The sequence below is a fragment of the Aquirufa novilacunae genome (assembly GCF_045310505.1).
Taxonomy (GTDB): domain Bacteria; phylum Bacteroidota; class Bacteroidia; order Cytophagales; family Spirosomataceae; genus Aquirufa; species Aquirufa novilacunae.
Genome location: NZ_JBEWZG010000001.1, coordinates 672,799 through 699,644 on the forward strand (window position 1 = coordinate 672,799; position 26,846 = coordinate 699,644).

The 26,846-nt window shown below is 42.0% G+C and carries 21 protein-coding genes; 12 read left to right on the top strand and 9 right to left on the bottom strand.

Annotated elements, in window-relative coordinates; all coding sequences use genetic code 11:
* Position 1: 1 nt before the first annotated feature.
* Both V7S74_RS03120 and V7S74_RS03125 read right to left on the bottom strand, forming a co-directional pair.
* Positions 2 to 733, bottom strand: coding sequence for a phosphatidylinositol-specific phospholipase C/glycerophosphodiester phosphodiesterase family protein (locus V7S74_RS03120; protein WP_406777305.1), 732 nt, complete (start codon positions 731 to 733; stop codon positions 2 to 4).
* Positions 733 to 4,593 carry a pyruvate carboxylase gene (locus V7S74_RS03125; protein ID WP_406777306.1) on the bottom strand — a complete coding sequence of 1,287 codons (3,861 nt, stop codon included), beginning with the start codon at positions 4,591 to 4,593 and terminating at the stop codon, positions 733 to 735. The genes V7S74_RS03120 and V7S74_RS03125 overlap by 1 nt, the downstream gene beginning before the upstream one ends.
* 186 nt (positions 4,594 to 4,779) lie before the next feature.
* Between V7S74_RS03125 and pdxA the strand changes: the two genes are divergently transcribed.
* The 7 genes from pdxA to V7S74_RS03160 all read left to right on the top strand — a co-directional run bounded on the left by pdxA (position 4,780) and on the right by V7S74_RS03160 (position 13,508).
* Entirely contained in the window at positions 4,780 to 5,778 is a 999-nt protein-coding gene (gene pdxA / locus V7S74_RS03130; RefSeq protein ID WP_406777307.1) for a 4-hydroxythreonine-4-phosphate dehydrogenase PdxA, read from the top strand.
* Positions 5,771 to 6,697, top strand: coding sequence for an NAD(P)-dependent oxidoreductase (locus V7S74_RS03135; RefSeq protein WP_406777308.1), 927 nt, complete (start codon positions 5,771 to 5,773; stop codon positions 6,695 to 6,697). The genes pdxA and V7S74_RS03135 overlap by 8 nt, the downstream gene beginning before the upstream one ends.
* Entirely contained in the window at positions 6,694 to 9,135 is a 2,442-nt protein-coding gene (locus V7S74_RS03140; RefSeq protein WP_406777309.1) for an endonuclease MutS2, read from the top strand. Before V7S74_RS03135 ends, V7S74_RS03140 begins: the two co-directional genes overlap by 4 nt.
* On the top strand, positions 9,132 to 9,620 hold the full coding sequence (locus V7S74_RS03145) for a tetratricopeptide repeat protein (RefSeq protein ID WP_406777310.1): 489 nt from the start codon (positions 9,132 to 9,134) through the stop codon (positions 9,618 to 9,620). The genes V7S74_RS03140 and V7S74_RS03145 overlap by 4 nt, the downstream gene beginning before the upstream one ends.
* A gap of 130 nt (positions 9,621 to 9,750) precedes the next feature.
* A complete protein-coding gene (locus tag V7S74_RS03150) occupies positions 9,751 to 10,179 on the top strand; it encodes an FKBP-type peptidyl-prolyl cis-trans isomerase (protein WP_406777311.1) in 429 nt (142 codons plus the stop codon).
* Between the two features lie 3 nt (positions 10,180 to 10,182).
* The gene (locus V7S74_RS03155) at positions 10,183 to 12,621 is read left to right on the top strand and encodes a YfhO family protein (RefSeq protein ID WP_406777312.1); all 2,439 of its coding nucleotides are present in this window, start codon (positions 10,183 to 10,185) and stop codon (positions 12,619 to 12,621) included.
* On the top strand, positions 12,618 to 13,508 hold the full coding sequence (locus V7S74_RS03160; protein WP_406777313.1) for a YicC/YloC family endoribonuclease: 891 nt from the start codon (positions 12,618 to 12,620) through the stop codon (positions 13,506 to 13,508). Before V7S74_RS03155 ends, V7S74_RS03160 begins: the two co-directional genes overlap by 4 nt.
* Before the next feature lie 162 nt (positions 13,509 to 13,670).
* On the opposite strand, the gene V7S74_RS03165 is transcribed toward V7S74_RS03160, so the two are convergent.
* The 6 genes from V7S74_RS03165 to V7S74_RS03190 are packed head-to-tail and all read right to left on the bottom strand — an operon-like array spanning position 13,671 to position 21,448.
* Positions 13,671 to 14,534, bottom strand: coding sequence for an EamA family transporter (locus V7S74_RS03165; RefSeq protein ID WP_406777314.1), 864 nt, complete (start codon positions 14,532 to 14,534; stop codon positions 13,671 to 13,673).
* A 1-nt stretch (position 14,535) separates the two neighbouring features.
* Positions 14,536 to 15,546, bottom strand: a complete 1,011-nt coding sequence (hemH, locus tag V7S74_RS03170) for a ferrochelatase (RefSeq protein ID WP_406777315.1) — start codon at positions 15,544 to 15,546, stop codon at positions 14,536 to 14,538.
* 35 nt (positions 15,547 to 15,581) lie between these two features.
* Complete coding sequence (locus V7S74_RS03175) at positions 15,582 to 16,730, bottom strand: DUF4249 domain-containing protein (RefSeq protein ID WP_406777316.1); 1,149 nt, start codon at positions 16,728 to 16,730, stop codon at positions 15,582 to 15,584.
* A 1-nt stretch (position 16,731) separates the two neighbouring features.
* A complete protein-coding gene (locus V7S74_RS03180; RefSeq protein ID WP_406777317.1) occupies positions 16,732 to 19,137 on the bottom strand; it encodes a TonB-dependent receptor in 2,406 nt (801 codons plus the stop codon).
* A gap of 56 nt (positions 19,138 to 19,193) precedes the next feature.
* The gene (locus tag V7S74_RS03185; protein ID WP_406777318.1) at positions 19,194 to 20,282 is read right to left on the bottom strand and encodes a complex I subunit 1/NuoH family protein; all 1,089 of its coding nucleotides are present in this window, start codon (positions 20,280 to 20,282) and stop codon (positions 19,194 to 19,196) included.
* Positions 20,282 to 21,448 (bottom strand): trans-sulfuration enzyme family protein, encoded by a 1,167-nt coding sequence (locus tag V7S74_RS03190; RefSeq protein ID WP_406777319.1) that lies wholly within the window; start codon positions 21,446 to 21,448, stop codon positions 20,282 to 20,284. Before V7S74_RS03190 ends, V7S74_RS03185 begins: the two co-directional genes overlap by 1 nt.
* Positions 21,449 to 21,616: 168 nt before the next feature.
* Here V7S74_RS03190 and V7S74_RS03195 point away from each other — a divergent pair, with 168 nt between their 5' ends.
* The 5 genes from V7S74_RS03195 to V7S74_RS03215 all read left to right on the top strand — a co-directional run bounded on the left by V7S74_RS03195 (position 21,617) and on the right by V7S74_RS03215 (position 25,956).
* Complete coding sequence (locus V7S74_RS03195; protein ID WP_406777320.1) at positions 21,617 to 22,984, top strand: 3-keto-disaccharide hydrolase; 1,368 nt, start codon at positions 21,617 to 21,619, stop codon at positions 22,982 to 22,984.
* A gap of 8 nt (positions 22,985 to 22,992) precedes the next feature.
* Positions 22,993 to 24,318 (top strand): Gfo/Idh/MocA family protein, encoded by a 1,326-nt coding sequence (locus V7S74_RS03200; protein ID WP_406777321.1) that lies wholly within the window; start codon positions 22,993 to 22,995, stop codon positions 24,316 to 24,318.
* Between the two features lie 289 nt (positions 24,319 to 24,607).
* Positions 24,608 to 25,378 carry a PASTA domain-containing protein gene (locus tag V7S74_RS03205; protein WP_406777322.1) on the top strand — a complete coding sequence of 257 codons (771 nt, stop codon included), beginning with the start codon at positions 24,608 to 24,610 and terminating at the stop codon, positions 25,376 to 25,378.
* A gap of 4 nt (positions 25,379 to 25,382) precedes the next feature.
* Positions 25,383 to 25,682: a rhodanese-like domain-containing protein gene (locus V7S74_RS03210; protein ID WP_406777695.1), complete on the top strand. Its 300-nt coding sequence runs from the start codon at positions 25,383 to 25,385 to the stop codon at positions 25,680 to 25,682.
* Between the two features lies 1 nt (position 25,683).
* Complete coding sequence (locus tag V7S74_RS03215) at positions 25,684 to 25,956, top strand: rhodanese-like domain-containing protein (protein WP_406777323.1); 273 nt, start codon at positions 25,684 to 25,686, stop codon at positions 25,954 to 25,956.
* Here V7S74_RS03215 and miaA read toward each other — a convergent pair.
* The gene (gene miaA / locus V7S74_RS03220; protein WP_406777324.1) at positions 25,945 to 26,829 is read right to left on the bottom strand and encodes a tRNA (adenosine(37)-N6)-dimethylallyltransferase MiaA; all 885 of its coding nucleotides are present in this window, start codon (positions 26,827 to 26,829) and stop codon (positions 25,945 to 25,947) included. The two genes, V7S74_RS03215 and miaA, sit on opposite strands and share 12 nt — an antisense overlap.
* Positions 26,830 to 26,846 lie beyond the last annotated feature (17 nt).

The following is a 26,846-nucleotide window of genomic DNA, read 5'->3' on the forward strand; positions in this document are numbered from 1 at the left end:
TTTATTTACTCTCGCTAAATTTCAAATAATCAGCTAATAAGGTCAGCTTATCGGTACCGATGTAATCCACCCCGATATCCAGTAGCGCTTGAAATCCTAATAAGGTATCTGGCGTGGCCCACAAGCGCACTTTTCGGCCGTTTGCATGGACTTTATCTACGTAAGATTTTAACTTTTCCTTTAGATTAGTCGGGATGGGACCCTGTCCATTCCAAAAGCCAAACTTGAACATAGATTCACTTTCTAACACCACTTTGTTCGTGGGAAAAGTTTCATCCGAACGCCCATCAAAGGTGATCCAAGCAGGGGATTCGATGTATTGGGATGGTTTTGGGCGATTGCCTGAAATGACAATACGAAAGTTTTTCCGCATCAGAATCTCGGCATGCGGCTTCAAAGCCGCAATAATTAATGGCAAAGTAGAATCTGAAGTGGTTTTCGAGTCAATTAATAGTTGATGAAAATTACCCTCTTTATTTGCCTTTAAAACGCGAATAATGGGATCGATATATAGATCTTTTAAATTGCGATTCAGGCTTAGTTGAGAACGTTCATGCCCTACCAGCAAATCTCCATTCACCGCATACACATCTGCCTCAATAGAACCAAAACCTAAAGCAAATGCCTCAAAAAAAGGTCTTTCATGCTCGTAATCGTTGTGAGCATGGGCCTTTTTTACAGGGCTTTGCGCCAATGCAGAAATTGAGAGCAATAAAAGAAGGATCTTTTTCATTAACCTTTTACATAATCACCCGATGCAATACGCGTTTTAGGGTCGATTTTCTTATTGTATAAATAAGCGTAAGTCTCTATTTCTTTGCCCTTCAAGCTCACTTTTACGTGCTCACGAACGAATAAACTCGACTCCGGTTTGTCAGAATTAAACTCCTCGTACTCATCTAATACGTTCAATAATTTGATGGTATTAGACAGTAAATACAACTCGCCTACCACTTGGTCTTTTGCATCCTCGGATGGGATAATCCCCGGGTAATCAGCTACTTGGTACATTTGACCTTGGTAGGTCGCCATGCCGATATAGTCTGAATTTCGGGCGATTAAGCGGTGTAAGTCGTTTCCACAATCGCGGCGCAAGGTTCCGTAAACGAATAAATATTCTTCTACATCTGGTTCAGGGAGTTTTGCTTCTTCCAAAGTCAAGACTAAGTCCTCCTGCTCTACTACTGTTCCTTCCGTCAATAATACATTGCCAATAATACCCTCAAAAGGCGCGGATACGATGGACTCCATCTTCATTGCCTCAATCACATATAATGGAGCGTTTAATTTCACCTCATCCCCCGGTTTCACCAAGATACGAGATAAACGACCTTGCAATGGAGCTCCTATATCTCCCTTCGTTTTAGCCTTTGCGTGTTGCGCACGCTCCACTTTAACGTTTTTATCTAAAATTTTGATTCGACGCGCTTGACCATTTAATTCAAATGTCACGTTGCGTAAACCAGATTCATCTGGCTCAGACATGTACAAGAACTTCACGATGATCGTTTTACCTGGCTCAATCGTAATCATAATCTCCTCATCCTGCTTCAAGCCATAGAAGAACGCTGGTGTAGGAAGTGCAGATAATTCACCAAATAAGGCAGAATTCTTGTAATAATCCTCGTACACTTTCGGGTACATCTTGTAAGACAAGTAATCAAAGAATCCATCTTCTGCCTCAGGGAATTTCTTTGTGAATGATTTGAAATCTGCATCGAAATCGATGGGTGCTAAATGATCATTTGGACGACCTTCGATTGCGTGCTCCCCTTTCAGGACAATCTCTTGTAATTGTTTAGGGAAACCTTGATAAGGCTGGCCTAAGCCACCTTTGAAGAAGTCTTTTACCGATTCAGGGAAGGATAACGTGGCGCCTTTGGCATACACATCCTCCGCCGTCAACGAATTCGCCGTCATAAAGATGGCCATATCCCCTACTACTTTTGAGGATGGTGTCACCTTCACAATATCGCCGAAAAGCGTGTTCGCCTCCGTGTAATTACGCTTTAATTGTTCAAACTTATCACCTACACCTAGCGAAATAGCTTGACCACGTAGGTTCGTATATTGTCCACCCGGAATCTCATTATTGTACACCTCCGCTGTTCCCGCCTTTAATTCAGATTCAAAAGGAGAATACATCGAGCGCACAGCTTCCCAATAGTTCGAATATTCATTTAATAGATCCAAATCCAAGTCCGATGCCTTCTTGTGACCTTGCATCATCGCCACTAAAGAGTTCAAGTTAGGCTGAGACGTCAATCCTGACATCGCTCCCAACGCTCCATCCACAATATCCACTCCAGCCTCAATAGCCTTCAAATAAGTCGCCGATTGAACCGAAGCCGTATCATGCGTATGCAAATGAATAGGAATATCCACCGCCTTTTTTAATTCAGTCACTAATTTCTCTGCTTGGAAAGGACGCAAAAGGCCCGCCATGTCTTTAATACACAACATGTGAGCACCCACATCTTCCAGCTGACGTGCCATATCTACATAGTATTGAAGATTATACTTCTCATTTGTAAAGACATCTCCGGTATAGCAAATGGCAGCCTCTGCGATGCCCGGAGTACGTTCGCGAACTGCCTTAATCGAAACTTTCATCGCATCGATCCAGTTTAAGGAATCGAAGATACGAAAGACATCCACACCCGCTTCAGATGATTTTTCCACGAATTTCTCGATCAAATTATCTGGATAAGCAGAGTAACCTACTGCATTCGACCCGCGGAAAAGCATTTGCAAAAGCATATTCGGCATTGCTTCGCGAAACTCCTGAAGACGCTTCCACGGAGATTCTTGCAAGAATCGCATCGCCACATCGAAGGTCGCTCCTCCCCAAACCTCCATCGAGAATAATTGAGGGAAAGATTTCGCAAAACCGTCAGCCACAGCTAACATGTCTTGTGTACGCACACGCGTCGCTAAAAGCGATTGGTGCCCATCACGGAAAGTCGTATCAGTGAAATAGATTTGCTTCGCATCGCGGATGTGCTTCGCAAATTTCTCCGGCCCCATCTCGGTCAATAATTGCTTATTGCCTTTTGGATATTCTTTCAAAGGATCCACATACGGAATAATCGGAGTGCGGAATGGAGCCGTTGGCTTCACTTTGACATCCGGATTCCCATTCACAATCACTTCACCTAGGTAACGAATCGCCTTCGTAGAGCGGTCACGAGTAGGCTTGAAGTTGAATAATTCTGGATGATTCGCAATGAACGGTACCGTGCAATGACCTTCCTGGAACACCGGGTGGGTGATTACATTGCGTAAAAACGGAATATTCGTTTTTACACCACGGATACGGAATTCGGTTAATGCGCGGTTTAAACGCTCGGACGCACCGCGAAGCGTGCGGCCTTTAGCCGATACTTTCACGAGCATCGAATCGAAGTAAGGGGAAATTTTTACCCCTGGATACGAAGATCCTTCATCTAATCGAATACCGAAACCAGCCGCGTTTCTATAAGCGATAATGGTACCAAAATCCGGTTTGAATCCATTCGCCGGATCCTCCGTCGTAATACGACATTGGATAGCGAAGCCCTTTAGAGGGATGTCCGCTTGGTTTTGGATGAAAATACCTGGATCCGATAATTTATAATTTTGAGCGATGAGGATTTGCGTACGAACGATGTCAATACCCGTCACCTCTTCTGTAATCGTATGTTCTACCTGAATACGTGGGTTGACCTCGATAAAGAAAATATTTTCCTCTTTATCCACTAGAAATTCTACGGTACCCGCGTTATAATAATTTACTGCTTTACCGATGGAAAGCGCGTAAGCGTATAATTTTTGCTTTGTTTCTTCTTTTAGACCAAAAGAGGGAGCAATCTCCACTACTTTTTGGAAACGTCTTTGTACTGAGCAATCGCGTTCATACAAATGCACTAAATTTCCGTGTTGGTCTCCTAATAATTGAACTTCGATGTGCTTCGGATCATCTATGAATTTCTCGATAAATAAGGTCTCATCTCCGAACGCATTTTTCGCCTCATTCTTCGCTTCTTGATAGGCCTTTTCTAATTCCTCTTCCGTTCTCACGACACGCATTCCACGTCCACCTCCACCCGCAGCCGCTTTCACCATTACAGGGAATTTGATTCGTTTTGCTTCTGATAAGGCCAAAGAATAATCCGATAAATCTCCCTTCGAGTCTTCAATCATTGGCACATTTGCCTTCAAGGCTGCAACCTTCGCGGCTACTTTGTCTCCTAAGGCATTCATGGCTTCAGGTGAAGGGCCTACGAAAACGATCCCCTCTTCACGGCAACGAGTCGCCAAAACCACATTCTCTGATAAGAAACCATATCCTGGATGAATCGCATCGATTTTCTTCGATTTACACAAAGAAATCAAGCCTTCGATATCCAAATAGGGCTTTAGAGGCTCGTCGTCTTTACCGATTTGATAGGCTTCGTCAGCCTTGTAGCGGTGAAGCGAATAGCGATCCTCAAAGGTATAGACCGCTACGGTGCGAATGCCTAATTCGGAAGCAGCGCGCATAATTCGAATAGCAATCTCGCCTCGGTTAGCGATCAATAAACTAGATATTTTCTTAACGTATGATTTTGGCATAATCAGTAAAGTAGGAGATTCTAACAAAAATGCTAAATATATTGTGAAATTTGCATCGAATAGCGCATTTTATTTGGTAAAACTTAAAAAAATACCATATTTATTGGGTTCGTTACCAAGAAAAATAAATCTACCGCCTTCAAACGTTTTTTCTTAACTTGCAGGTCGAACAAAAATTCCCCTTTTATGAAACCCATTATCGGCATTACATTAGGTGATTACAACGGAATCGGTCCGGAAGTAATCTTGAAATCCTTAGCAAGTCCAAGGATCCTAAAGTGGTGTACGCCTGTGATTTACGGCTCATCGAAGGTGTTAGATTTTTATCGAGCAAAATTCGAGTTAAAAGAATGGAACATTCAATCCATTCAAGATGCCTCAGAAGCGAAGTCTGGGGAAAGTTTTGTCATCAACTGTTGGGACGACACCGCGACGCTTATCGAACCAGGAAAAGAAACGAAAGAAGCTGGAAAAGCGGCTTTTGATTGCCTAGAACGCGCCTCGAACGACCTAGACCGCGGATTAATTGCAGCTGTAATCACAGCTCCGATCAACAAACACAACATTCAATCAGAGGAATTCAAATTTCCAGGACATACCGAATATTTTACCGAGCGCTTCGAGGCTAAAACCTCCTTAATGATGCTCGTTTCAGATAACCTACGTATGGGTGTTGCCACAGGCCATATCCCCTTATTAGAGGTCCCTGCTGCGCTAAATGCAGACTTATTGCGCGCTAAAATTCAACTTTTCTTATCCAGTTTGAAAGAAGATTTCTCGCTAGACAAACCACGTTTAGCAGTGTTAGGATTAAATCCACATGCTGGAGATTCTGGACTTCTAGGGCAAGAAGAATTAGAAATTATTCAACCGGTGGTGGATGAATTTAGAGCGAAGGGCCACTTGGTTTTTGGGCCCTATCCGGCGGATGGCTTCTTCGGAAAAGCGCAATTCAAAGAGTTTGATGGCGTTTTAGGCATGTATCATGATCAAGGATTGATTCCTTTCAAATACATCGCTTTTGATTCAGGCGTAAACTTCACAGCAGGTCTACCGGTCATTCGTACGTCTCCAGATCATGGAACGGCTTATGATATTGCCGGCACGAATGTAGCTGACCCGGGCTCCTTTTTACAAGCCATCTTCCTAGCCTTAGATCTCATAAAAAATCGAATGGATGCGTAATATGCGAGTTTTGATCGTCGACGAAGTTCATCCTTCGATGGCTGAAGGACTGACGAAATTAGGCTTCGAGGTAGAAACGCGTACGAATTTATCTCTCGCCGATTTCGCTTCTATTCTACCCTCTTTCCATGGTTTAGTCGTTCGTAGTAAATTCAAAATTACAGCTGACCTACTCGAAAACACGTCCTTATCCTTCATCGCACGCGCTGGAGCTGGACTTGATTTACTAGACGTAGACGCTTGTCTAGCGCGAGGAATCGCGGTTTTTTCAGCAAATGAAGGAAATTCAGACGCCGTAGCTGAACATGTTATCGGACAAATTCTTTCACTAGCTCACAAATTACATACGTCGGATACTGAAGTACGCCATGGCTTATGGGAAAGAGAAGGAAACAGGGGATTTGAGATTAAAGGCAAAACCATCGGTATCATCGGATACGGAAATATGGGAAAAGCGGTGGCTACACGTCTGGCTGCTTTTGGTTTACAAATTTTGGCATACGATAAATATGCACCGTCTGCTGATTATCCGGCTACTATGGAGCAAATTTTTGAAGCAGCGGACATCTTGAGCCTACATATTCCTTTGACATCAGAGACAAAAGGACTTGTTTCAACGGAGTTTTTAGCGTCTTTCAAAAAGCCCATTTTGTTCATCAATAGTTCCAGAGGGCCTATTGCACCGCTAGAACCATTGTTAGAGGGTTTACGTAATGGACGTATTAAAGGACTTGCCTTAGACGTTTTGCCGAACGAAAAATTATCCACCTGGTCCTCTGTTGAAAAAGAGCTATTCACTGAAATCGCAGCCTATCCAGCTACCATTTTTAGTCCACACGTAGCCGGCTGGACGACAGAGAGTTACATTAAAATCAACGAGGTTTTACTCGAAAAAATAAAGGCCCAATTTCACTTATGAATTACCCCGTAAATCTTGCTGAAAAACTGGGATTTAACCAGATCAAAGAGGAAATTAAGCAGATTTGCTTAAGTCCGATGGGGCAAGAATTTGCCGATAAAATGCGTTTCTCGGACCGATTCCCTTTAGTTAAACAATGGGTGGAACAAGTCGATGAAATGGGCCGCATTTTAGGGGAGCACGGTGGCGAATTTCCACAAACAGATTACCTAGATCTTCGTGCCTATTTAAGCCCTTTGCAATTAGAAGGCCATTATTTATCAGCAGATGAATGGAGAGATTGGCAACGAGCGTTGACGGTTTTGTATGAAACCATTCGTTTTTTTGCTGCCATCGATGCCACAGAATACCCTGAGATACATAAGATTACGCAGCATTTTTTAGCCAAAGGCGCGGAAAGCAATGGGGATTTTCGTCAGATTATTCCCATCATTCAGGATTTAGACCGCGTTTTTGACATCAATGGGCAGATAAAGGAGACCGCCTCCCCTGCCTTGGGCGATTTACGTCGTAAAAGAATTGCGGAGGAACAAGGTCTGAGAAAGAAACTCGATTCCTATTTAAGCCAGGCCTATAAAGAGGGCTGGGTGAGCAAGGATTTCTCTTTGACTTTACGGAATGGCCGGATGGTGATTCCACTCGCTGCGGAGCATAAACGTAAGATCAAGGGTTTCGTTCAAGATGAATCAGATACAGGTAAAACGGTCTTTTTAGAGCCTGCTGACGCATTGGCGATGAACAATGAGATCAAATCACTCGAATCCGCTGAACGAAGAGAAATCATACAGATTTTGTCTAAACTGTCTGATCGCATTCGACCTTTGACGCCCTTTTTAGCTCACGCCTTTTCATGGTTAGGATTGATTGATTTTATTCGGGCCAAAGCCCTTTGGGGAGCCGAACACAAAGCTATCAAACCCACATTTATTCAAGATCATCCAGTCGTAAACTGGACCGATGCGCGTCATCCACTTTTAGAGAAATCACTCGAGAAAATAGGCAAGAAAATTAAACCATTGTCGATTCGTTTAGAAGACGAACGACGCATTATGGTGGTTTCAGGGCCAAATGCGGGTGGTAAATCAGTGACGTTGAGCACCGTGGGATTACTTCAATTTTTGTTTCAATCCGGTTGCTTAGTACCCCTAGCAGAAGGAAGCACGATGGGATTCTTCTCCCAGATCTTCCTGGATATGGGGGATGAACAGAATTTAGAAAATGAATTAAGTACCTATTCCTCTCACTTGAGTAATATGCGGCATTTCTTGCAACATGTGAATGAGAAGAGTTTGATTCTAGTGGACGAATTCGGAACAGGTACAGAACCATCCTTGGGTGGTGCTATTGCGGAATCCATTTTAGAAAAGCTGGCAGATAAGGGATGTTTCGGGGCGATTAATACCCACTTTGGTAATTTAAAGAGCCTTGCAGACCGCCAAAAAGGCCTATTCAACGCCGCCATGCGCTATGATACCGAGCACTTGGAACCCCAATTCATCTTGGATATGGGGAAACCGGGTAGCTCATTTGCCTTTGAAATTGCACAGAAGATTGGATTGCCTAAAGCCATCATCGAAAATGCCCGAAAAAAACTAGGCAAAAAGCAAGTGGACTTTGATAAGTTATTGCTGGAAACGGAGACGGAGAAGCAGATTTGGGAAAGCAAAAATGCCAGCCTAGCCCTCGCAAACGAGCAGGCTCAATCCATCAAAGAGAATTACGAGCGATTAAAGAATCATGTTCAGGAAGAACAAAAGGCGATGTTAAATGCAGCAAAAGCTGAGGCCAAAAAGATCATTCAAGAGGCCAATCAACGCATTGAACAGACTATTCGCCAGATTAAGGAGAAGGCGGCTGACAAAGAAAAAACAAAGGAATTACGAGCGGATTTAGAACAATTTGTTCAGAAAGAATTAAAAACAGTGGCCCCACTCAAGGTCATTTCTGAAACACCTGGTATCGTTTATGCCAACTCCCCTATTGCGGTAGGAGATTGGGTGGTGATTAAGGGAAGTGGAGATGAACCTACTTTGGGACAAATACTCGAATTAAAAGGCAAAGACGCCATGATTTCGCTGGGTGCTATTCGAAGTACCATTAAGTTAAATCGACTTCAAAAAATCGTTCCGCCTAAACAACAGAAAAAAAGTACGGCTCCTCTTCGTGGCATCGACATCAACGATCGCATGGCACAATTCCAATTAAAACTGGATGTAAGAGGCAAACGTGGCGAGGAAGTTTACGTTATTTTGGACCAATACATTAACGATTGCCTACTATTAGGCGTTCCAGAAGTGCAAATATTACATGGAAAAGGCGACGGAATCTTGCGTACCCTCATCCGTGAACAACTAAGACGCTACAAAGAAATTAAATCGATTACTGACGAACATGCAGACCGTGGCGGTGCGGGAATTACCATCGTCCAATTCAAATGATCCGACTCATTATCGCTTTGTTTTCCCTCGTTTTCTGCAGCTCCTGCATGCTACAATATGCTGCTGGACTCAGCCAAATCCAACAAGAAAAATACGAGCAAGCCACCTATAATTTCTCTGTCGCTCTCACAAAAGACCCTAAAAACCCCGAAATCTACTTCGCAAGAGCCTTTTCTCGAGGATCCATGGAACAATATTCAGGGGCTATTTCCGACTTAACCAAGGCTATTCGCCTTGATTCTACGAATGCAGATTATTTCTTCTATCGCGGCTACTTCAAATCAAAATTAGGCAATGATAAAGGAGCCATTCGAGACTTCTCTAAATCCATCATTCGCTACCCCTATTACGCAGAGACCTATTATAATCGGGGAATAAATCTAATGCATTTAGGTCTTTTGGACGATGCTTGTCTTGATTTCAAGACGGCGATTGAGCTGGGGGATACCTTATCGCTGAAGTACAAAGCTTCGCTTTGTAGATAAGAGAGTATAGAGTAGAGATAAGAAATGGTGAATGGTAAATGGTGAATGGTAAATGGTGGCTTCATTTGCTTTGAAAGCCTGCGAAAATTCGTGTTATTTGTAGCTTATTTTTAAATTTTAACGATTCATTATGTCTATTGCAAAAACCGGCGACAAGGTTGCCGTACACTACACAGGTAAACACACCGACGGTTCTATTTTCGACTCTTCTGTAGGAAGAACTCCACTTGAATTCCAATTAGGTTCAGGAATGGTTATCAAAGGTTTTGATGATGGCGTAACAGGCATGGCAATTGGTGAGAAAAAAACCGTTGTTATCCCGGCTGCTGAAGCTTATGGCGAACATTCTCCTGAAAATACGGTGACTTTAGAGCGTGCTCAAATTCCTCCGCACATTGAATTAGAATTAGGCGCTTCTTTATCTATGCACCAAGATGGTGGTCATGTAGTAGAAGTAGTGATTACTGATTTAACCGATTCTCACGTTACTTTAGACGCAAATCACCCATTAGCTGGCCGTGATTTAACTTTTGAACTTGAATTAGTATCGATCTCATAAGAAATGAAAATTAATTTGCGCTCCTTTGCCCCCCATGGGATTGTCCTTTTGGGCTTTTTATTGATTGCTTTTATTTATTGTGGACCCGTTCTACAAGGAAAAGTATTGATTCAGCACGATATTCAGCAAGCCCAGGCGGCGGCACAGGAGAGCATACAGTTTAAAGAAAAGACCGGCGAGGATGCTTGGTGGTCTAATTCGATGTTTGGCGGAATGCCTACATATCAGATTTCTGGATCTTATCCGTATTCAATTTCTGCCAAAATTGGTTCTTTCATCACCAATCTCTTACCATCTCCCGTTAATTTGCTCGTTTTGCAGATGTTGGGGATGTATATTTTGCTTTGGGCGATGGGAGCCTCCCCTATTTTAGGCTTCGCGGGAGCCGTTTTTTACGCCTTTGCGACCTATAACATGGTCATCATTCCGGCAGGACACACTTCTAAAGTTTTGGCTTTAGCCTATGCTCCTATCGTTCTAGCAGGTGTAAAACTGGGCTGGGGGAATCGCAAATGGCTAGGAGCCGCCTTGTTTACGTTAGGAATGGCCCTTGAATTATACGCTAACCACGTACAGATAACGTATTACCTTTTTTTCATCATCGGATTCTATAAAATCTATACCCTTTCTCAAGCCATCGTTCAAAAAACAGTGGTTGAATGGTTAAAGCGCGGATTATTGCTAGGTTTAGGATTAGTTTTAGCCTTAGGGACTCACTCGATGCGTCTTTGGAATAATTATGAATATGCCAAAGAAACGACGCGTGGCGCCTCCGAATTAAGCGCCAATAAATCACGAGGAGATGGTTTAGACCAAACCTACGCCTTCGATTGGTCGTATGGGATCGCTGAAACTGGAACCTTATTAATCCCGAATTTCATGGGTGGTGCCTCAGGTGGTGATTTAGGCGGTACCGCTTCGAATACATATCAAACAATGACGAATGCGGGCATCCCAGAAGAACAAGCCTTAGGATTCGTCGAAAAAGGTCCTGCTTATTGGGGTGAGCAAAGCTATACGGCAGGCCCAGCCTATGCCGGTGCTTTAGTCATTTTCTTATTTTTATTCGGAGCATTTTACATCAAATCTGCCGAAAAATGGTGGATCATAGGCTTTACTGCCTTATTCATCACTTTCGCTTGGGGCAAATACTTCTTTTTTAACGGCCTCTTATTCCAGTACTTCCCCCTATTCAATAAGTTCAGAGCCATCACCATGGTGTTGTCTTTCGTTCAATTAGGGTTAGTTAGTTTAGGCATATTAGGTTTGATTCGCTTCATTCAGCAAAAAGCGAGCTGGTCGGATATCAAAAAACCATTATTGTATGCTGCTGGATTAAGCGGCGGGCTAGCTCTATTCTTCGGAATGGCACCGGATTTATTTTTTGACTTTAAAGGACCTAATTTTGGCGGAGCGTTAATTCAAGATACGGCACTAAATAACCAAATCTGGCGTTCGATTCAACTAGATCGCATCGAATTATTCCAATCAGATGCTTTCCGCAGTTTCTTTATTGTATTGATTGGGGCAGGCATTTTATGGGTGGCTAGCACGGGGAAAGTCAAGAAATCCATCTGGTTAATTGCCTTAGTTCTACTAGGTATTTTTGACTTGACGCCGGTGGCGAAACGTTATTTTGGCAAAGATTTCTTTGTTTCCAAAGCAACTCTCGATGAGCAAATCTTGCCTACACCAGCAGATCAAAAAATCCTACAAGATTCCACCCATTACCGTGTGGTTAACGTCGCAACCAATTTTATGAGCGACGCGACTACGTCCTATTACCATCAGTCTTTAGGTGGTTATCACGCGGCAAAATTACGCCGATACCAAGAGTTGATTGAGAAACAATTCACTGCGAATCCAGGACAAATGAACATCCTGAATATGCTGAATACGAAATACATATTAAGCCCAGATTCTACGGGACAACTAGCTCCTCAAACGAATCCAGGTGCTTTAGGAAATGCTTGGCTTGTCTCTTCGGTTCAAGTGGTTCCTACGGCGGATGAGGCCTTGAATGGAATTGGTAAAATTGATCCGCGTAACGTGGCATTAGTCGAGAAAAAAGATGCTTCTTTCGTTCCAGCAGCAAGCTTTAAAACGGACGGAACGATTAACCTAATCTCTTATAAGCCAAATCATTTAACCTACAGCTCAGACACAAAGAACCCTAGTTTTGCCATTTTTTCTGAAATCTACTACCGAGGAAACAAAGACTGGAAAGCCTATATTGATGGTAAAGAGGCGAATCACGTGCAAGCGGATTACGTTTTACGTGGTCTAGCTATTCCAGCTGGTAAACATACCATTGAGTTTAAATTCGCTCCTGTTTCTGTGATTACAGGAAATAAAATCGACTTAGCCGCTTCCATCGCGATGCTATTATTTATTGCATATGCCTTTTTTCAAGCAGCTAAGGCTAAAAAAGAAATACTATGATCTACTCCATGACGGGCTTTGGAAAATCCCAAAAAGAAATCCAAGACCTGCAAATCCGTGTCGAAGTTAAAAGTCTAAACTCGAAGTTTACGGATCTATTTTGCCGTGTTCCTAAGTCCTTTTCTGCTAAAGAAATAGACATTCGGAATTACCTAACTCAACAATTAGAGCGCGGTAAAATGGAGCTAAATCTCCATATTCAAAAGAATAACGAGAATGTAGAACAAAGCATCCTACCACAAACACAAATAGCGACTTATTTCGCTGAATTAAAGCGCTTCGCTACTGAATTAGGGGTCCAAAATATCGACGAAAACGCCTTGTATTTACAGGCCATGTCCATGCCAAGCCTTAATTCGTCCGATCAATCACAGGAGAATGAAGAGGAAATCGAGGCCTTGTGGCAAGTCGTATTTTCAGCCGTTCAAGAAGCGGTGAAAGAATGTAAAGAATTCCGTGCCCGCGAAGGCAAAGTGGTAGAAGATAAATTCCGTGAATACATCGCCTCCATCAAATCTGGTTTAGCTCAAGTTTTAGAGCAAGACAAAATCCGAATGCCGGGTATCCGCGAACGGATGCGCAATGCCCTTTTAGAACTTGGATTAAAAGAAGACTTCGACAAAAACCGCTTCGAACAAGAAGTAGTTTACTACATCGAAAAATTTGATATCTCAGAAGAAAAAGTGCGCCTAGCCACTCACCTTGACTATTTTATCGAAATACTAGAAGAAGGGAACGGTAAGAAATTGAATTTCATGGCCCAGGAAATTGGCCGCGAAATCAACACCATCGGCTCGAAAGCAAATGATTCTACCATTCAGCGCTTAGTGGTGAATATGAAGGATGAGCTAGAGAAGATAAAGGAGCAAACGGCTAACGTTTTATAATTGCAAAGCAATTATAAAACGTTAAAGCAAAAAGAATAAAGCAAAAAGAATAAAGATTGAATCGCCTTCGGCGATGAATTATGAAGGATTTTTCCTCTCAACATAAAAAGAGCGGCATTTGCCGCTCTTTTTATTCCAAATTTATTCTTTATGCTTTATTCTTTACAAAATGATTAAAGCTATCCCCGCACATCCTAATCCAATACCCACCCATTGCTTCTTCGTTAATTGTTCTTTGAAGAAAATCAAAGCCGTAAAGGCGCTCAACAGAATTACACCCAGGTTATAAATCGTTAGAACTACTGCCCCGTTTTGTTGATACGCATCTAATGCCTTTAATAAGAAATAAAAGGAAAAGAAGTTCGGCAAGCCTAAAGGTATTGCGGCTAATACGGAGCGCAAAGACCACGTAACACCACCCGTGAACGTCCAATAGGCTAAAACAAGGGCAGAAGTAGCCATGGAGCCCAATAGAAGCATCAGCGTAAAGGAAATACTTCCTCCTACTTGCTGCACGATCGCCGCATTCAAATAATTAAAGGCCGTATTGGTGATTCCATAAGCTACGAAAACGGCTACCAATGCCCATATTACGGGCTTTTGGGTAGTTCCGGCACCAGAAGGACTACAGAAATAAATGGCCGCAAATGATAACAAAAGACCAGCAATAACGGGAACAGTCAAATCCCCTCCGGTCTTCCAAATGAATAAATTCACCATGACCGGAATGACCAAGGAGATATTATTAGCTAAAGAAGTGGGTGCCATGCCATTCTTAACGGTGGAATAACCAGATAATAAGAACGTAATCACGAAACCAATACCAATGCCTAAAATACCCAAAGAGTAGCCAGTAGAAGGCCAATGAAAGGGTATTGCATCCATCTGATGGAAATAACCCGTTAAAAAACAAACGGGATAGTTCAGTAAAATGGCGATCCGGGTATCGATGTCAAACTTCGCGTGTGCCCGAAAATTCACCAATAACAAGACAGAAAAAACAATGGTTAAAAGTAAGGCAATCATCTTATGAATTCTTAACTAAGTCCTCTAACAAAGCCACATATTCTGGAGAGTTGTTTAAACTCTCCACTAATTGCCAATGTTCTCCACCCGCTTCTTCAAAGAGCTCTTTGTACTCCTCGCCTACTTCGATAGTGGTTTCTAGACAATCAGCTACGAAGGCTGGTGAGAAAGCTAAAATCTTCTTTTTGCCTTCTTTAACCAACATCTTAATGGTCTCATCAGTATAAGGTTGTAACCAAGGATCACGGCCTAAGCGACTTTGGAACGCTGTACCAAAAGTACCCGGTGTCAAGCCCATTTCTTTCGCAATTAAACGGGTAGTCTCATGGCATTGTGCCCGATAGCAATTGTGATTTTTTTCGGTAATTGTTTCACAGCAGGATCCAAAAACGCAGGTATTTTTGGTAATATCTCCTTTGCGAATATGGCGTTCTGGAACACCGTGGTAAGAGAATAAATAATAATCAAAGTCGACGTCTTTCTGGTAATTCGCTGCTTTATCGGCGAAGTATTTGGCAAAAATAGGATGCTGATAAAAATAGCTAACCATGGATAGAGAAGGCATAATTTGCCAGTCTGACATGATTTCCATTACACGCTCATAAACGGAGCCTGTCGTAGCGGAAGCATATTGAGGGAAGAAAGGAATGACAATTAATTTCTTCAAATTAGCTTGCTGCATTTCAGCCATCACTGACTTTAAATCCGGACTTTGATAGCGCATCGCTAGACGTACCATGTAACCATCGCCAAGATTCGCGGCTAAGGATGCACAAACGTCTTCCCCATAAAACTTCAAGGGAGAACCTCGTTCTTCCCATAATTCTTTATAGATTTTAGCAGATTGAGGCGCTCTAAAAGGTGCTATAATGCCATTCACTAACAAATACCGAAATGGATAGGGTATGTCGATGACACGACCGTCCATTAAGAACTCACGTAAATACTTACGCACACTAGGTGTACCTGGATCATCTGGGGTTCCCAGATTCACTAACAAAACTCCAATCATAGCTTTTATTAAAGCACAAATTTGTGCCTAAAAAACTAGAATACCCAACCTTCTGGAGTAATTTTTGTTCTAGTGTTCGATTCGAAACAAGGTACTTTCTCTTGACAACCTACAGATCCTGGAGGACAGGTATAGGTCTCCCCTGGGGTTACTGAAATAATGGGCAATTCCCCTACCGGAATATTCTTCGAACGATCGATAATAAATATCTTTTTCCGCACAGAGAATACATTGAATATACCGATTACCTTTTCTGCTGGGTTTGTCAGTGATTTGATATTTAAACTAAATCGAGTCTCCGCAGGAACATCAAACAAGGACCCTGATGATTGGATTTGAGAGATTAAAGATTGATAAAAATCATAAGCACTACGTGTAATTGATCTCTGCTCTAATCGGAAGTAATAAGGAGTCCAATTATCAAATGGAATACGCGCCACTTGTCGACCTACCACACGTTGTCCATTGGTCAATACATCTGAGAACACATTTAAATCATTATTCGTAGAAATATCCCAGCAATTCCCATCACACATGTAATTTAAAATCGCATCTGTCGGGAAACGAGGTTGAACGCAATCAAATTTCTTGAAATCATAACGTCCACCGTCTGTACACGTGGCACATAGGCGAATTTTTTCAAAATGCTTCCAATTCCACAGGTAATAATCTCCTTCCGTAGGTAGGTCTTTAAAGTCCAAATAAACTGAAAATCCAGCCCTGCGAACATCTACTTTGGAATATTGCTCTAGAGTCTCAAAACGAGTAATCACATTCTCAATTTCAGGGACAGCTTTCATCGTTTCAACTGAACTCTCGTATGCTTGACCGGTTAGTAGTTTAACTGATAATTTATACGATGAACCTACAACACCCTTAAATCCAGCTGTAGGATAATAGGTGCCGGTAGGTGTTCCTTCTGTGAAAGTTGTTTTCACTCCATTTTGATCCGATAATATGACGACGGCTTTCGAAATCGGTAAGGAGAATTGAGAAGTTAAGCGATTAGATGAACTCGTTAATCGCACTTTACTCAAAGCTGCATCATCTGAAATATCTGCTTCGATGGTGGTAAATGAGGTGGAGTCTATTTGGACAAAATCTTGAATTGGATTTACGCATGCCCAAGTCACTAGACCAAGTAGCAAGACATAAAAAAGTATATTTCTGATAGATAAAGGCATATTAGAAGAATTTGAAATTATAGGTCAACGAGATAAATGGCGAAGCGAATACACTTAATTCATACGCCCTTAGACCATTTCTAGTCGATTTGAAGAATACAGAATAGGGGTTTTGGCGACCATATAAATTATAAATGGTAAATACCCAGCTTCCCTCCCAACGTTGTTTTTTCATCGACGGGTTATTAATCGTCCAAGAGAAATCTAATCGGTGATAGTCTCGAATGCGATCGTTATTTCGTTCTGCAAAGACAGGGAATTTTTTACCTCCAATCTCGTATGAACCAGATGGTGAAGAGAAAGGACGTCCTGTATTGTAAGCAAAGGTAAACGAGAAACTATGGTGAGTCGTCGGTTGAATGTTCAACATCATATTAAAGGTGTGCGGCTTGTCATAATTAGTGGCAAACCATTCCCCTCCATTAATGGATTGAATTTCAGGATAATCCCCGATCATTTGATTGAAGGCACGCGCATAGGTATAGGAAACCCAACCAGACACCTCCCCTTTCTTTTTTTGGACCATCAACTCCATTCCATACGCCTTGCTTTTACCTGTAATTAATTGCGTTTCAATCGTCGGGTTTAATTGCAAATTAGCTCCTGAAATAAAATCAAGTGTATTTCTTACGTCTCGGTAGTAGGATTCAATTGAAGCCTCATAAACGTTTTCATTAAACGTTTTAAATAATCCCAAGGATAGGAAATCACTTTGCTGTGGTTTAATGAAATTATCAGCTGTTTTCCAGCGAGAAGTAGGTAATGGAGTCGTATTATTAGATAATAATTGGAAGAATTGTTGTTGTCGGTTATAGCCAAATTTCATCGTCGTATTCTCCGCGAGTGAATACTTCATCGTAACACGCGGTTCGAATCCGCCATAAGAGGCCATCACCTCACCATCCGCATACGTGTTCTTCCGAAGAATGGTATTCAGGGACGGCATTTGGCCTGAAGCATATACATTTTCTGTACCGGCTCCCATGCGGTAATAATGCGAATACCGTAAACCAGCCTGCAGTGTAAATTTATCACTTAAGGTCCACTCATCATCTGCGAAAACAGCTAACTCGTAGGATTGCTCAAAAGGCAATTTGACAGTTGATACCCTTGAAACAACTCCTTCGTTTAGAATACCAGGATTAATATCGTAGCGAGTAGCAGTTGCCCCAAAATTCATTTTGTGCCGTTCATTAGGCTGGTAATCAAAGCTGGCCGTCAAATTACGGTACAAAATGGAGCTCTTCAGATCAATCGTATTTACAGAATCAGGTGCAAATGTTTTTGTCGAATAATCTGTATAAGAACCACTCACCATCATATTTAACTTGGGAGAAAAATAATGATTCCAATGACCAGAAAAATTGGTGTGTCCATAATTAAACGAAGTTTGCTTCGCAATGACATTCTCAATGCTAAACAACGAATCTACGCGATAGTAATCGTGACTTAGGTAAGAAGACAAGGAAATGGTGTTCTTCGTATTAGGACGGTAATAGATTTTTGTGGCCACATCAGAGAAGTTTGCTCTCAAGTTTTTCAAATAATCGGGCGCAAACCATTTGAACATAAAGTCATTCACCGATAATCGACCTGCTACTAAGACCGATAATTTCTCTTTAATCAATGGAATTTCGGCCATCACGCGGTTTGAAATCAAACCAATACCTCCCTGCATTTTGAATTTATCCGTGTTCGGCTCAATCATCTTGATATCTAATACAGAGGCTGTTCTGCCGCCAAAACGAGAAGGAACCCCTCCTTTGTATAATTCTAAATCACGTATCGCATCGGAAGCGAAAACAGAGAATAAACCAAACATGTGCGTTGGGTTAAAAATAGGGGTATCATCGATGTAGATAAGGTTTTGGTCCACATTAGAACCGCGAATATTCAATCCATTCGCCCCTTCTCCCACAGAGGAAACACCTGGAAGCGATTGCAAACTACGAATCACATCGACCTCGCCCATCATCGTAGGCAGCTTCTTAATCCCTTTTAAACTCAAGACCGTTACTCCCAAAGAAGGGGTTTGAATATCCCGCTTCGTCGCAGCACTGGAAACAATAACCTCTTCCAATTGCTTCGTGACATTATTAAGCTCTACATTCAGCTCCGTATTTGCTTTAATATACACTTTCGTCCGGTACGGATTATAGCCTACATAACTCACCTTGACCACCCATTCGCCGTAGGGCAAATAAACGCGGTAATTTCCTAGTGAATCTGTGGTGACACCCGATTTTTTAAAATCGACCGATATGTCAGCTCCCCTTAAAGGCTCTCCGGTAGAGGCATCCAAAACTTTTCCAAAAATGGAAGGAAGGGAGGTCGTTTGTGCAATGCTTTGATGGGAAAGGACAAATAAAAGCCCTAGGCACAACACTCTGGGTAAGAGTTTGATCATAGAATATAGGTTAACAGATGCAATTCTGTAAATAAACAAAAATTAAAGGAGAATCCTTACATGAGTAGCGACCACACCGCAGAAATTGCGACGAAAATCAGGGCAAAGGGGGTCAGCACTTTCCAGCACAAATACATCAATTGATCGACTCGAAGGCGCGGCAGGGTCCATCTAATCCACATTTGGAGACCAATTAAAATATAGGACTTGAGCATGATCCAAAAGAAACCTAAAATAGTTGCAGATAACGTTCCGGGCTCTCCATTCGTCCAATCGGCTAATCTTATTGAACCCATATTAGGGAGCGGTGAATACCAAGAACCCCAGAATAAAATAACCCCAAGGACACTGACTAAAAGCATCATTCCGTATTCTGACAAGAACAATAAAGCCCAACGCATCCCGGCATATTCCGTGTGAAAACCTCCTACTAATTCAGATTCCGCCTCGGGTATATCAAATGGAGCTCTATTGGCTTCAGCTAATGAGGCAATAAAATAAAGGATGAATAGAAGAAAGAACAGCGGCATCCGAACCACATTCCAGCTTAAGAAACCTCCCGCCTTGGTGACATCAATACCTATACTTTTCAATCCAAATAAATACTGGGTTTCCGTAGCGAATATCCCCTGTTGTATAGAGATATCTTGTAAATTCAGGGAACCAGAAATTAATACAACAGATAGGATGGTTAATCCCAAAGGTATCTCATACGAAACTAATTGCGCCGCGGAACGAATGGCGCCTAGAAGAGAATACTTATTATTGGATGTCCATCCAGCTAATAAAATACCGAGGCTGTCTAGGGAAACAATACCGATTAAGAGCATAATGCCCATTTCGGTTTGGCTTCCTTGTAAAAAAGCACCCGAACTTAAGGGAATCACAGAAAATGCCCCAAAAACAGATAAAAATATAATCCACGGAGCAAATAAGAAAAGTCGTTTTTGAGCATCAGCAGGAACAATATCTTCCTTTTGAATCAACTTCAATAAATCTGCAAAAACTTGTAATAAACCCCATTTACCAACGTCCATAGGCCCTAATCGATCCTGCATAAAAGCAGATAGCTTTCTCTCCACATAAACGCCAATCACAACGTTTACGGTCAATAAAAGCAAACAAACGATCAGAGCGACCCACATTAGCTAATTTGATTAAGGGCTTGTAGGAAATCCGCTTTTAAATCTTCAATCGATTCTAAACCCACAGCCACCCGAACTAAGCCGTCCGTGATACCTAATGAAGCTTTTTCCTCCGCAGGTAATTTTGAGTGAGTGGTAGATGCGGGGTGTGTGATAATCGTGCGCGTATCCCCTAAATTAGGAGAAATCGAGGCTATTTTTAATAACTTACTCATAGCCACCACTTTTTCAAATCCACCTTTCACATCGATCGTTAAGATACCGCCGCCATATTTCATTTGGCGTTTCGCTAATTCATATTGAGGATGGGATTTCAAATAAGGGTATTTGACATTATTTAATGCTTTATGGCCTTCCAAAACTTCTGCTAATGCCATCGCATTTTCTGAATGCTTTTGCAATCTCAAGTCTAATAATTCCAAACTTTTAGAAAGCACCCAGGCATTAAATGGTGATAAAGAAGGTCCCGTATGGCGCGCAAAGAAGCGAATTTCATCGATATACACTTTCTTTCCACAGATCACTCCACCTAAGACACGGCCCTGGCCGTCAATATATTTCGTCGCGGAGTGAATGACTAAATCTGCTCCTAAATCCAATGGCGTTTGTAAAATAGGCGTTGCAAAACAGTTATCAACTGTTAAAATAATATCCTTTCCTTCTTTCAAAGCGGCTAATGCGGGTAAATCAATTAGCTCTAAACCTGGATTCGATGGAGATTCACAGAATAAAAACTTCGTATTGGGTTTAATCGCAGCCTTCCATGCGTTGATATCAGCACCTGGAACGAAAGTACATTCAATCCCCCATTTAGCCGTAATCTTTGTTAAAATCTGGATACAAGATCCAAACAACGCATTCGATGCAACCACGTGATCACCTGCTTTCAACAGACCGGCCATAGAAGCGAAAATAGCAGCCATACCCGTAGAAAAGGCGATTCCATCCTCCGCATTCTCTAGCATATTCATCTTTTCTACGAATTCATCCACATTCGGATTCATGTAGCGAGAATAGATATTACCGGCCATTTCATCTGCAAAGATGGCGCGACCTTGCTCTGCATCTTCGAATGTAAAGCTAGAGGTCAGATATAAAGGAACCGAGTGCTCTCTATTTTGAGATCTTTCGGCCTGTATGCGGATGGCTTTTGTCTGTTTTTGCATAGTAATCATTTATTAATCTACAAAAATAATAGAATACTTAATAAATACGGCTTCCGTTTCGGACTATTTTCCTGCCCTGATTTCACCCCCTAGACAAACTAAATTATTTAAAGATAAATGAGTAAATTTCGAAGATAAGAGCCTTGTAAATAAAACTTATATGAAACTATGAAAAAACTAATACTACCCTTTTTAGGCCTCTTTTTAGCAATTGGATCGTTCCAGGCGCGGGCTCAAAAATGGACTAACTTGTTCGATGGAAAATCCTTCAAGGGTTTTAAACAATTAAATGGACAAGCAAATTACGAAGTGAAAGATGGCGTCATGGTGGGAACTACCGTTGCGAATACCCCAAACTCTTTCATGGCTACCGAACAGGAATATGGGGATTTCATCCTGGAGTTCGACGTAAAAGTAGATAACAAAATGAATTCAGGCGTTCAATTCAGAAGCCTTTCGATTCCAGAATACCAAAATGGCCGCGTACATGGCTATCAAGCTGAAATCGATCCTTCTCCACGTGGATGGTCTGGGGGAATATACGATGAATCGAGACGTGGTTGGTTATCCCAAAACGAACTAAAGCCAGAGGCGAAGAAAGCCTTCAAATTAGGCGATGTTTGGAATCACTACCGCATTGAAGCTATCGGAAGCACGATCCGCACGTGGATTAACGACATTCCTGTGACGTATTTAGTGGATGATATGACCGCTAAAGGCTTCATTGCCTTCCAAGTTCACGCGATTTATGCGGACATGAAACCGGGCATGCAAGTGATGTGGAAAAACATCCGTATTCAAACGGGAAAAGATATGCAACCACGTCCTTTGGACAAAAACGTAGTCGTAGACAACTACCTATTAAACCATGTCTCTCCTTTAGAAAAAGAGCAAGGATTCCGCTTGTTATTTAATGGAAAAGATTTAACAGGTTTCCGTTCAGCCTTCAAAACAACGGCTCCTCCATCGGTGTGGACAGTAGAAGACGGAACTTTACACGTGAACAGCTCAGGTGGTAAAGAATCTGGAAATGGTGGTGACATCTTAACCAATGACAAATTCTCTGCCTTCGAATTAACTTTCGATTTTAAATTAACAGAAGGTGCAAATTCAGGCGTGAAATATTTCGTGAACGAGTCTTATAACTCGGGTATGTCAGCGATTGGTTTAGAATACCAAGTGTTAGATGATGCTAAGCACCCAGATGCGAAATTAGGCACAGTAGGTAACAGAACATTAGCCAGTTTATATGACATCATTCCATCGAATAAAATTGATGGTCGTTTCCAAAAGAAAATAGGCGAATGGAATCAAGGACGTATTATTGTGTATCCAAACAATATCGTTCAACACTGGCTAAATGGCTTTAAAGTAGTCGAATACGAGCGTAAGAGCAATATTTTCAAAGTATTAGTGGCTCACAGCAAGCATAAAGTTTGGGATGGTTTTGGGGCACAAGATTCAGGACCTATCTTATTCCAAGAGCACGGGGATTCCGTATTCTATAAAAACATCAAAATCAGAGAAATTAACTAAACCAACCTATGGAAAGAAGAGAATTTTTACACAAAGGTGCCCTAGCTTCTCTAGGTACTTTAGCATTTAGCCCAAAATCGTATAGCAAGATTCTTGGCGCAAACGACCGCGTTCGCGTAGCTTGTGTCGGTTTTTCAGATCGTCACCGTGCCTCACACGTGCCTCCATTTAAGGCATTAGCCAAAGGCATGAACTTCGAAATGGTTGCCCTTTCCGATCTATGGAATCGCCGTAGAGACGAGGGTAAGGCCTTTTTAGAAAAAGAATTAGGAGGAAATATCCAGACCTACAGAAACAATGAAGAATTGTATTCTGCTAAAGGAATCGATGCTGTTTTCATCTCTACAGCTGACTTTCAACACGCTTTACATACCATCGAGGCTGTAAAAGCGGGTTGTGATACCTATACAGAGAAGCCTTTAGCTGAAACGATGGAAGATAACCGCGCAGTTCTAAAGGCGGTGAAAGATTCTGGTAAAATCGTTCAAATCGGTTCACAACGTCGTTCAGGCGAGAACTATTGGGCAGCGGATGAATTTATCAAGTCGGGTAAATTTGGCGATATCAAAATGGTGGAATTAATGTGGAATGTCAATCAACCTGGTCGCTGGAGACGCCCAGAATTAACGAGTATTTTGAAAGAATCAGATATCGATTGGAAGCGTTTCTTAATGAACCGTCCAGCAGACAAATTTGATCCACGTAAATACTTAGAATACCGTTTATTCTGGCCTTATTCATCCGGAATCCCAGGACAATGGATGTCTCACCAAATCGATACCGTTCACTGGTTCTCAGGCCTTTCTCACCCTAATTCAGTGGTGGCAAACGGTGGTATCTACCAATGGAACGATGGTCGCGTAAACGCAGATACGATGACTGTGGTATTTGATTATGGCCAAGGAAACAAAGGTTTCCAAGTTCAATTTACGTCTCGCTTCTCGAATTCAGCGGGTGGAACAAAAGAAATTTACTACTCAAATGGGGGTGAATTAAACTTAGACACCAACACGATCTCTCCTAACGGGGGTCTTCGTGAGCGCGAAGCAAAAGCAATGGGCTTACAAGCGAACTTACTACCTACGATGAAAATCGAAGGAGCTAAAGTAGCAACTGACGCAGATACAGGTGGAGATATCTTAACTTTCAACCACGTGAAAAACTGGATGGAATGTGTTCGTTCTCGCAAAACGCCTAACGCACCTATCGAAGCTGGTTACCAGCACTCGATCGCTACGATTATGTCAAATGCAGCTTACCGCACGGGACAACGTGTTACTTTCGATGAGAAAACGCAAGAAGTGATGGCGGGAGATAAGGTGTTTAAGTACTAGTCGCTAGTCATTAGTCCGGAGTATAGATTATAGAGTATAGATTATAGAGTAATGATAATTTCAAAATGGGGGCGCAAGCCCCTTTTTTGTTTATCAGAGTGGAGAGTTGAAGGAAAAGAATAAAGCACAAAGAATAAAGTTGGATTCAAAATGGAGGTGAAAGCCACCATTTTTATGTTTTATGCTATTTTTAGTTCCTACAACTTCAATACTGGTTTTATTCTTTGTGCTTTATGCTTTATGCTTTAATAAGATTTAGTAAATTGCGGTACAATAGATTAATACTTCCATGGCGATCATTTCAACTAAATCAAAAAAGGACTTCTACCTACACGTAGCGATTTTAGTGACGTTGTTTTTAGTACTCTTCTTTGGTTTCTTTTTCGTCTATTTACCTTGGAGCACGCACCACGGCGAAACTATAAAAGTTCCTAATTTGAAAGGAATGTCGATGGATAAGATGGAAGAGGCTGTGGATGCGAATAACCTAGAATACGAAATATCGGATTGCACTTTTGTGTCTGATAAGCCGCCATTGACCATTTTATCGCAGTATCCATTGCCCAATGCGTTAGTGAAGTCCGGTCGTAAAATCTACATTACGATTAATTCAGAAACCCCTCCTACGATTCGAATGCCTAATTTAATTGGCCTTTCCGTGCGTAGTGCGGAGCAGCAATTAGTGATTGCAGGGTTGAAAAAAGGGATTGTGCACCAGGTGAATGATCCGCGATTGAAAGAGGTAATTGATATGGAGGCTTTGGGACGTAAAATAACGGCTGGAAGTAGTATTCCGAAGGGAACTGAGGTCGATTTGTATATCGGAAATGGAACGGCGGATGCGGAGATTGAATTGCCTGATTTGATTGGAAAGCCCTTAGATGAGGTGTCGATCATCTTAGCGGGAATGAATTTGAAATTAGGCAAAGTGACCTATGAGGCTAATAGCGATTTAGAGGCAGGAACTGTATTCAAACAAACATGTGCTACGTGTGATGGAACGAGTATTCATCCGGGAGATACGATTGATGTTTGGGTGGTAGGTGACGGAAATAATTAATATGATGGATATTACAATTGAAGAATTAAAAGAACGCTTAGATAAAGGCGAAAAATTGAACTTATTCGACGTACGCGAAGAATATGAATTCGATGAGTTCAATATTGGTGCGACGTTGATCCCTTTGGGTGAATTGCCAGATCGTTTGGATGAGATAGCTCATTTGAAAAATGAGGAGATTTTGATTCATTGCCGTTCTGGTGCGCGTTCAGGTCGTGCGAAAGACTATTTAACAGCTGAAGGCTACACAAATGTCCGCAATGTATTGGGCGGCATGTTGGCGTGGCAAGCGGCTGGTTACTAAGATGACCGCGGCTAAATTCAAAGCTGATTTAACACAGGTAAACCTCCTAGATATAAGGACGCCCAGAGAGTGGGATGACTTTAATTTAGGAGGTTTTCACGTTCCATTGGATGTGCTTTTGGAGCGCATCGATGAAATTTCTAGGGATAAAAACTGGGTGATTATCTGTTATAATGGGACGCAGAGTTTGATTGCTTTGCGTTTGTTGAAGGCCAAAGGCTTCACACACATCGACCACCTCGAAGGCGGATTGGAAGCCTATTTAAGCCTCTAATCGTTTCAAAATCTCCACAAATGCCGTACTTGGATGTAAGTACGTATACGCATCTTGATTTCTAAACCAGGTCATCTGCTTCTTCGCATAATGCCGGTTATTGCGTTTTAACAAGCGAATCATTTCTGCCTCATCGTATTCACCTCGCAGAAAACCATAGATCTCCTTATAGCCTAGCGTTTTCAGTGCGTACAAATGCTGTTTATCTTCGAAAGCCTTTGCTTCTTCCATCAAACCAGCCTCTAACATTTGATCCATACGTAGATCAATGCGCGTATACAATTCTTCGCGAGGACGCTCTAAACAGATTTTGATGACTTGAAAAGGTCTAGCAGGCTTTTGGGCTAAGCGAAATTCAGAGTAGGGTTTCCCGGTAGAAAGGCAAACCTCTAGGGCACGAATGACGCGCTGTGGATTTTTGGCATCTACTTTCGCTGCATATTCCGGATCAAGGGACTTTAATTCAGTGAATAGGGCCCAAAGTCCTTCCTTCTTCAACCGATTATTCAGTGAGTCACGTAAGTCGAGATCAGCCTCAGGCATCTCATCTAATCCTTCCGTCAAAGCTTTGATATACAATCCCGAACCTCCCGTGGCGATGACCACATCGTGTTTTTGAAACAAATTCTCCAGCAGTGCTGTCGCCTCCCGCTCAAAATCGCCGGGTGAGAAATAATCCTCCACCGAATGTGAATCAATGAAATGGTGTTTAACCCCACCCTGCTCATCTAAAGAAGGTTTTGCGGTACCGATGGCCAATTCTCGGTAAAATTGACGGGAATCAGCCGAAATAATGTCCGTCTGTAGGTGCTTCGCTAAATCCACACAAAGTGCAGTCTTACCCACGGCGGTGGGACCTACAATGACGAGCAATATTTTATTGGAAGACT

Excerpts from the sequence above, each read along its gene's own strand:
- V7S74_RS03200 (WP_406777321.1), top strand. The coding sequence starts at position 22,993 with ATGGAAAGAAGAGAATTTTTACACAAAGGTGCCCTAGCTTCTCTAGGT.
- V7S74_RS03140 (WP_406777309.1), top strand. The coding sequence starts at position 6,694 with ATGAATTACCCCGTAAATCTTGCTGAAAAACTGGGATTTAACCAGATC.
- pdxA (WP_406777307.1), top strand. The coding sequence starts at position 4,780 with ATGAAACCCATTATCGGCATTACATTAGGTGATTACAACGGAATCGGT.
- V7S74_RS03215 (WP_406777323.1), top strand. The coding sequence starts at position 25,684 with ATGACCGCGGCTAAATTCAAAGCTGATTTAACACAGGTAAACCTCCTA.
- V7S74_RS03185 (WP_406777318.1), bottom strand. The coding sequence starts at position 20,282 with ATGTGGGTCGCTCTGATCGTTTGTTTGCTTTTATTGACCGTAAACGTT.
- V7S74_RS03145 (WP_406777310.1), top strand. The coding sequence starts at position 9,132 with ATGATCCGACTCATTATCGCTTTGTTTTCCCTCGTTTTCTGCAGCTCC.
- V7S74_RS03210 (WP_406777695.1), top strand. The coding sequence starts at position 25,383 with ATGGATATTACAATTGAAGAATTAAAAGAACGCTTAGATAAAGGCGAA.
- hemH (WP_406777315.1), bottom strand. The coding sequence starts at position 15,546 with ATGATTGGAGTTTTGTTAGTGAATCTGGGAACCCCAGATGATCCAGGT.
- V7S74_RS03155 (WP_406777312.1), top strand. The coding sequence starts at position 10,183 with ATGAAAATTAATTTGCGCTCCTTTGCCCCCCATGGGATTGTCCTTTTG.
- V7S74_RS03165 (WP_406777314.1), bottom strand. The coding sequence starts at position 14,534 with ATGATTGCCTTACTTTTAACCATTGTTTTTTCTGTCTTGTTATTGGTG.
- V7S74_RS03175 (WP_406777316.1), bottom strand. The coding sequence starts at position 16,730 with ATGCCTTTATCTATCAGAAATATACTTTTTTATGTCTTGCTACTTGGT.
- V7S74_RS03180 (WP_406777317.1), bottom strand. The coding sequence starts at position 19,137 with ATGATCAAACTCTTACCCAGAGTGTTGTGCCTAGGGCTTTTATTTGTC.
- V7S74_RS03125 (WP_406777306.1), bottom strand. The coding sequence starts at position 4,593 with ATGCCAAAATCATACGTTAAGAAAATATCTAGTTTATTGATCGCTAAC.
- V7S74_RS03150 (WP_406777311.1), top strand. The coding sequence starts at position 9,751 with ATGTCTATTGCAAAAACCGGCGACAAGGTTGCCGTACACTACACAGGT.
- V7S74_RS03120 (WP_406777305.1), bottom strand. The coding sequence starts at position 733 with ATGAAAAAGATCCTTCTTTTATTGCTCTCAATTTCTGCATTGGCGCAA.
- V7S74_RS03205 (WP_406777322.1), top strand. The coding sequence starts at position 24,608 with ATGGCGATCATTTCAACTAAATCAAAAAAGGACTTCTACCTACACGTA.
- V7S74_RS03135 (WP_406777308.1), top strand. The coding sequence starts at position 5,771 with ATGCGTAATATGCGAGTTTTGATCGTCGACGAAGTTCATCCTTCGATG.
- V7S74_RS03190 (WP_406777319.1), bottom strand. The coding sequence starts at position 21,448 with ATGCAAAAACAGACAAAAGCCATCCGCATACAGGCCGAAAGATCTCAA.
- V7S74_RS03195 (WP_406777320.1), top strand. The coding sequence starts at position 21,617 with ATGAAAAAACTAATACTACCCTTTTTAGGCCTCTTTTTAGCAATTGGA.
- V7S74_RS03160 (WP_406777313.1), top strand. The coding sequence starts at position 12,618 with ATGATCTACTCCATGACGGGCTTTGGAAAATCCCAAAAAGAAATCCAA.